We start from the raw sequence: 6,326 nt of genomic DNA, 5'->3' as shown, positions 1-6,326 counted from the left end.
TGAACCTAAACCGCCGGTCCGCCGAGTCGGTTCGGCCGCGCCCGCGCGGCCACACGTGCGACGCGGCAGCGGCGCCGAACAGGGACCTGGGTTCGGCCGCGCCCGCGCGGCCACACGTGCGACGCGGCAGCGGCGCCGAACAGGGACCTGGGTTCGGCCGCGCCCGCGCGGCCACACGCGCGGCGCGGCAGCGGCGCCGAACAGGGACCTGGGTTCGGCCGCGCCCGCGCGGCCGCATCGCATCACCGCACGGTCGGGCCTGACCTAGCGGCACACGAGGATGTGACCGGGTCGGGACCGGAAGGCCGATACTTTCGTATTCAGGGTGCATTCAGTGCCCGGCGACGATGGTCCCGGCATGCGCCAGTTCGTTCTCCTCCTGCTCCCTGCCCTCGTCGGCCTCGCCGGTGCGTCGGGCTGGCTCGCGGCCGCGGAGGAGCGGGACGACACCGCCACCGGGGCGGTGCCGGCCCGGTCGGTCAAGGCCAAGCCGGCGACGCAGACCTGCCTATCCTCCGGCGACCTGCGCGAGGCAGTGGCGGAGAAGCGCGTGGTGGAACCGGTGGCGGCGATCCGCGCCGCCCGGGCCGCCGTGCCGCGGGCCGACATCGTGCGGGCCAATCTCTGTCGCCGGGACGAAGTCCTCGTCTACATGCTGACGGCCTTGCGCAAGGACGGCCAGTTCGTGCACGTGATGGTGGATGCCAGGTCGGGACAAGTCTCCGGACAATGGTGATCCGGAGCTTGAACGGAGAGGGGTTCGGATCGTGCGCCTGCTCGTGGTCGAGGATGACCGGGATCTCAACCGCCAGGTCGTGAGCGCCCTGGAGGAGGCGGGCTACGCCGTCGACAAGGCGTTCGACGGCGAGGAGGGCGCCTTCCTGGGCGAGACCGAGCCGTATGACTGCATCATCCTCGACATGGGCCTGCCGAAGGCCGACGGCGTCTCGGTGCTGTCGGGCTGGCGCCGGGCGCAGGTGAAAACGCCGGTCATCATCCTCACCGCCCGCGATCGCTGGAGCGACAAGGTCAACGGCTTCGATGCCGGCGCCGACGACTACGTCACCAAGCCGTTCCACATGGAGGAGCTGCTGGCCCGGGTCCGCGCGCTCCTGCGCCGCACCGCCGGCCACGCCACCAGCCAGATCAGCGTCGGTCCCGTGGTGCTCGACACCCGCTCCGGCCGCGTCTTCGTCAATGGCAGCCCGGTCAAGCTCACCTCGCACGAATACCGGCTGCTCTCCTACCTGATGCATCATACCGGCCGGGTCGTCTCCCGGGCCGAGTTGACCGAGCACCTCTACGACCAGGATTTCGACCGCGACTCGAACACCATCGAGGTCTTCGTCGGGCGCCTGCGCAAGAAGCTCGCGGTCGACCTGATCCAGACCGTGCGCGGCCTCGGCTACCTGATCGACGCAGGCGCCGGCGGATCGCAACCGTGACCGGTCCCGGCCGCGCCGCGGCCGAGGCGCCCCCGGAGACGGGGCTCGCCGGCGGCGTCGCCCGCGCCTCCCCGCGCCGGTGGTTCGGCTGGCGGCCGTGGCGCAAGCGCTCGATCGCGGTGCGCCTGGCGGTCTCCTCGCTGATCTCCAGCGCGCTGATCCTGCTGATCGCCGGGCTGATCCTCTCGACCCTCTACCGCGAGACCACCGAGCGGGCCTTCGACAGCCGGCTCCTCGTCTATGCCAACGATCTCGCCACCAACCTCGTCTCGCCCTCCGATTCCGAGGCGCGCAGCTTCGGGGCGCTCGGCGATCCGCGCTTCGACCTGCCCCTGTCGGGCTGGTACTGGCAGGTCGGCCGGCCGAATGCCCGGCCGCGGGACCTGCGCACCTCGCGCTCCCTGGTCGGCGTGCCGCTCCAGCCGCCCGACAACGCGATCGGCGAGGCCGGGGCCGGGCAGTTGCGCAAGGGCTACGGCAAGGCGCAGGACGACCGGCCGCTGCGCATCATTGAGCGCGCCGTCGATCTCGGCGAGGAGGGCCGCTACGTCGTGCGGGTCGCCGGCCCCTCCGACGAGATCGCCGCCGACATGCGGCGCTTCACCTTCGCGCTCACCACCACCTTCTCGCTGCTCGGCCTCTCGCTCGGCCTCACCACCCTGTTGCAGATCCGCTTCGGCCTCGCCCCCCTCATCAAGCTGCGGGCGGCCCTCGGCGCGATCCGCCGCGGCGAGGCCGACCGCATCTCGGGGGAATACCCGCGGGACATCGCGCCGCTCGCCGGCGAGGTGAACCTGCTCCTCGAGACCAACCGCGAGATCCTGGAGCGCGCCCGCACCCAGGTCGGCAATCTGGCGCACGCGCTGAAGACCCCCTTGAGCATCATCGTCAACGAGGCGTCGGCGGGGGACGCCACCAGCGAGCTGGCCGTGAAGGTGCGCGAGCAGGCCGCGGTGATGCGCGACCAGGTGAACTACCATCTCGACCGCGCCCGGGCCGCGGCACTGGCTGGCGCGCTCGGCACTTTTACGGATGTCGAGCCGGTGGTGGCGGCCCTGGTCCGCACCTTCGGCAAGATCTTCTACGACAAGGACCTGACCTTCGAGACCAGCGTCACACCGGGCCTGCGCTTCCGCGGCGAGCGGCAGGATTTCGAGGAGATGATCGGCAACCTCGTCGACAACGCCGCCAAGTGGGCCCATGGCCGGGTCTCGATCCGCGCCGAGGTGATCGGCCAGGGCGAGTACCCGCACCTCATCGTCACGGTGGAGGATGACGGGCCGGGCCTGCCGCCGGAGGCCCGGGTCGCGGTGCTCGCGCGCGGCCGGCGCCTCGACGAGACCAAGCCCGGCTCGGGGCTCGGCCTCTCCATCGTCTCCGACCTCGCCGCCCTGTATCGCGGGCGCCTGCGTCTCGACGCGGCCACCCTCGGCGGCTTAAGGGCAGTGATCGAGGTGCCGGGGGATGCGAGCCCGGCGGCGCAGGTCTGACGGCCCGCGCCAAAGGACGGGACTCTCAAGAGCGGCATGATCCTCCAGCGGAGCGAAGCGTTCTACGGCCGTGCCGACGTGCGGCAGGGCCGCCCGGCCCTGCGCCTGGTCGAGGATGCCCACTACCTCGCGCGGGTGCCCGAGCTCGACAAGGTGCCGGTGATCTTCGACGCCGCCCGCCGGATGGTGCCCGAATCCCTCGATCACCACAGCGCCGACCGCACCCCGACCTGGCAGACCACCGCGTGGCCCGAGCCGCAGGGCCCGGTGACCGACATCGCGCCGGACGGCACCTACCTCTATCTCGGGGCGATCCACCCGCATTACGGCCACTTCGTCATCAACACCCTGGCGCGGTTCTGGCCGCTCCTCGACCTCGACGACCGGGGCCTGCGCCCGACCCTGCTCTGCCATGGCCCCGGGCTCGGCGCGAACTGGGGCGCGACCCCGTTCATCCCGGAGATCCTCGGCCGGCTGGGCCTCTCCGTGATGGACCTCGCCTCGTTTGGACGCCCGGTGCGGATCCGCACGCTGCTGGTGCCCGAGGCCGCCCTCCAGCAGGACGATTACGCCTTCCCGGTCATGGCCGATCTGTGCCGGCGGATCGGGCGCGGCTACTACGCGCCCGAGGAGATCGATGCCGACCCGCAGCCGGTCTACCTCTCGAAGACCCGCCTGAGGGGCGGCGTGCGGCGCTTCTCCAACGAGGAGGCGGTGACGGCCGTGCTGGAGCGCGCGGGGGTGCGGATCGTCCACCCCGAACTCCTGAGCTTCCCCGAGCAGGTGCGCCTCTTCGCCCGCCACCGGGTGATCCTGGGGGCCAACGGCTCGGCCTTCCACACCCTGCTCTTCGCCCCCCCCGGGCGGCGGGTGATCGCGCTTGCCGACCGGCTCACGCTGAGCGGGACCTACCGGCTGATCGACCTCATCACCGGCACCCAGGCGCATTACTACTACCCGGTCGACACCAGCAGCCATGTCGGCGACGGCTTCACGGTGAACTTCGTGCTCCGGGAACCCGAGACCGTGGCGGCCGAACTGCTCGACAAGATCGCCCGGATCGACGGCTTGCGCGACCACGACCTGCGCAGCGATCCCGGCGCCTGGCACCTCTCGCCGACCATTCCGCCCCTGCCGCCGCGGCCCGGAGGGCTGCTGGGTCGCCTGCGCGAGGCGCTGCAAGGATTCGGGTGACGGGCCTCGGCTGACGCGGCTCGACAGAGGCGGACCGGCATTCCCCCACGGCATGGACTGCGCTAAGCCCAGCCGACCCCCCGGAGCCGATTCCATGATGCCCGACCTCGACGCGATCGCTGCCCGCCACGGTGTCAGCCCAGACGCCGTCCGCCACCTCCTCGACGCGCTGGCCCGCGGCCACGGGCAGATGGCGCAGTTCAACCATCCCGATCTCGGCGGCATGGGCCAGTGGTCCGCCGGCGGCATGACGATGATCGGCGACATGTTCAATGCCGGCCTCAAGGCGCGGGTGGTCGCGCTCTGCGACGAGCTGGCCCCGCTCTCCACCGCGATGCCGGCGCAGAGCCAGGGCTTCGGCTGGACCGGATCCGGCGGCGCGTGGTGGCCCGAGGGCCTGGGCCAGCCGGCGACCTCCGGCTCGCAGAACGACGCGCGCTACGCCTTCTTCCCGCAGGCCCGCCGCCTCGCCATCGAATCCAACGGCCGCGTGACCGTCTACGACACCGGCGACCACCAGATCGGCGGCGTCTCGCAGCAACAGGGCTCGTCCTATTCCCTGAGCTTCACCAGCCAGTTCGGCCCGGTGCGGCTGGAGGAGCTGCCGGTGGTCGGGGCACCGGCGCAGGAGGCGAGCCCCGCCCCCCAGGCCGCGCCCGCACCCGCTTTCGCGCCGGAGCCTTTCTCCACAGAGTCCTTCACGCCGTCCCAGCCGTCGCAGACGTCCGGCGTGCCGAGCGGCGACGTGTTCGGGATGATCGAGCGCCTGTCGGAGCTGCACCGCAAGGGCGTGCTGACCGAGGCCGAATTCGCCGCGAAGAAGACGGAGTTGCTGGCCCGTCTGTGACGCGACACCGTCGCGCCCTGGCGACTCGTCGTCAGAGATGACACCATAGGCAGATGACCCGGGTCGCTCGGGACCGATCCCGTGGCTGACGTCGGCCCACATCCGAGCGGAGCTGCATGGCGCACCTCTGCTCGGGTCCGTGCTTTTGCTTCGTCGTCCTCGCCGAACCGGTGATCGGGTCGGCGGATGATGCTCAGGGACCCGGACTCCACCCATACTCCTCCGCCGCCGCGACCTTCCGGTGGAAGGCGAGCCGGCGGTCGTATTCGAGCGGGTCCTTCGGCTTCACCAGGGCGCCGGGAGGCACGTTGAGCCAATCGACGAGGCGGGTCAGCATGAAGCGGAGCGCCGCACCGCGGGCAAGCAGCGGCAAAGCCGCGACTTCGCGGGGTTCGAGCGGGCGCACGGCCTGGTAGGCGGCGATCATCGCCTGACCCTTGGTGCGGTTGAAGGAATAATCGGCCTCGAAGCACCAGGCATTGAGGCAGATCGCCAGATCATACGCGAAGGCGTCGGTGCAGGCGAAGTAGAAGTCGATCAGGCCCGACACCTCGTCGCCGAGGAAGAACACGTTGTCGGTGAAGAGATCGGCGTGGATCACCCCTCCGGGAAGGTTCTCCGGCCAGGACGCCTCGAGGAGATCCAGATCGGCGCGGGTGCGGGCGGCCAGCCCCGGGGCGACACGATCGGCATCGGCCTCTGCCGCCTCGAAGAGCGGGCGCCAGCCGGCGACCGAGAGGGCGTTCGGGCGATGCATCGGAAAGCCGTCCCCCGCGGCGTGCAGGCCGGCGAGCGCCGCACCCAGCGCCCGGCAATGCCTGACGCCCGGCCGGCGCACCGACACGCCCTCCAGGAACGAGACGATCACCGCCGGCCGGCCGCAGAGCCGCCCCAGGGTGGCGCCGTCGCGGGTGCGGACCGGCTGCGGGCAGGCGAGGCCATTGGCGGCGAGATGCTGCATCAGGCCGAGGAAGAACGGCAGGTCCCCTTCCCTCACCCGCTTCTCGTAGAGGGTGAGGATGTAGGAGCCGGTCGTGGTGTGCAGGATGAAGTTGGTGTTCTCCACCCCCTCGGCGATGCCCTTGTAGGACAGGAGATCGCCGATCTCGTAGGCGGCAAGGAAGGCGGCCAGCGCCTCGTCCGGAACCTCGGTATAGACCGCCACGGCCGTTCTGCTTTGCTCGAAAGGGGATGGAGAAACGGGAAGTCGGCGCTCGGAAGGAGGCCTGGGATCGCCTGGAGAGGGGAGAGGGGGGAAGGTGGGACGCTTCCGCGTAGAACGCAGGTTGTCACACTGCCAGCGCAACGGTTCGAGCCAGACTCAGAACCGCGGCCCCCTCACCCCTGACC

At 71.0% G+C, this 6,326-nt stretch carries 6 protein-coding genes; 5 read left to right on the top strand and 1 reads right to left on the bottom strand.

Annotated elements, in window-relative coordinates:
• The first annotated feature begins 358 nt into the window (after nt 1–358).
• From VP06_RS31140 to VP06_RS31120, 5 genes are all read left to right on the top strand, one after another.
• Entirely contained in the window at nt 359–736 is a 378-nt protein-coding gene (locus VP06_RS31140; protein WP_048467698.1) for a PepSY domain-containing protein, read from the top strand.
• A 31-nt stretch (nt 737–767) separates the two neighbouring features.
• Nucleotides 768–1,445, top strand: a complete 678-nt coding sequence (locus tag VP06_RS31135) for a response regulator transcription factor (protein WP_048467697.1) — start codon at nt 768–770, stop codon at nt 1,443–1,445.
• Between the two features lie 113 nt (nt 1,446–1,558).
• Nucleotides 1,559–2,935: a sensor histidine kinase gene (locus VP06_RS31130; RefSeq protein WP_048467701.1), complete on the top strand. Its 1,377-nt coding sequence runs from the start codon at nt 1,559–1,561 to the stop codon at nt 2,933–2,935.
• 36 nt (nt 2,936–2,971) lie between these two features.
• The gene (locus VP06_RS31125; protein ID WP_053082112.1) at nt 2,972–4,129 is read left to right on the top strand and encodes a glycosyltransferase family 61 protein; all 1,158 of its coding nucleotides are present in this window, start codon (nt 2,972–2,974) and stop codon (nt 4,127–4,129) included.
• A gap of 97 nt (nt 4,130–4,226) precedes the next feature.
• Nucleotides 4,227–4,976 carry an SHOCT domain-containing protein gene (locus tag VP06_RS31120; protein WP_048467699.1) on the top strand — a complete coding sequence of 250 codons (750 nt, stop codon included), beginning with the start codon at nt 4,227–4,229 and terminating at the stop codon, nt 4,974–4,976.
• Nucleotides 4,977–5,169: 193 nt separating this feature from the next.
• Here the strand turns inward: VP06_RS31120 and VP06_RS31115 are convergent, their stop codons facing one another.
• On the bottom strand, nt 5,170–6,141 hold the full coding sequence (locus VP06_RS31115; protein ID WP_048467696.1) for a homoserine kinase: 972 nt from the start codon (nt 6,139–6,141) through the stop codon (nt 5,170–5,172).
• Between the last annotated feature and the right edge of the window lie 185 nt (nt 6,142–6,326).

The sequence above is a fragment of the Methylobacterium aquaticum genome (assembly GCF_001043915.1).
GTDB lineage: Bacteria > Pseudomonadota > Alphaproteobacteria > Rhizobiales > Beijerinckiaceae > Methylobacterium > Methylobacterium aquaticum.
The sequence above is the reverse complement of the archived record's forward strand: the minus strand, read 5'-3'. Positions and strand labels throughout refer to the sequence as shown.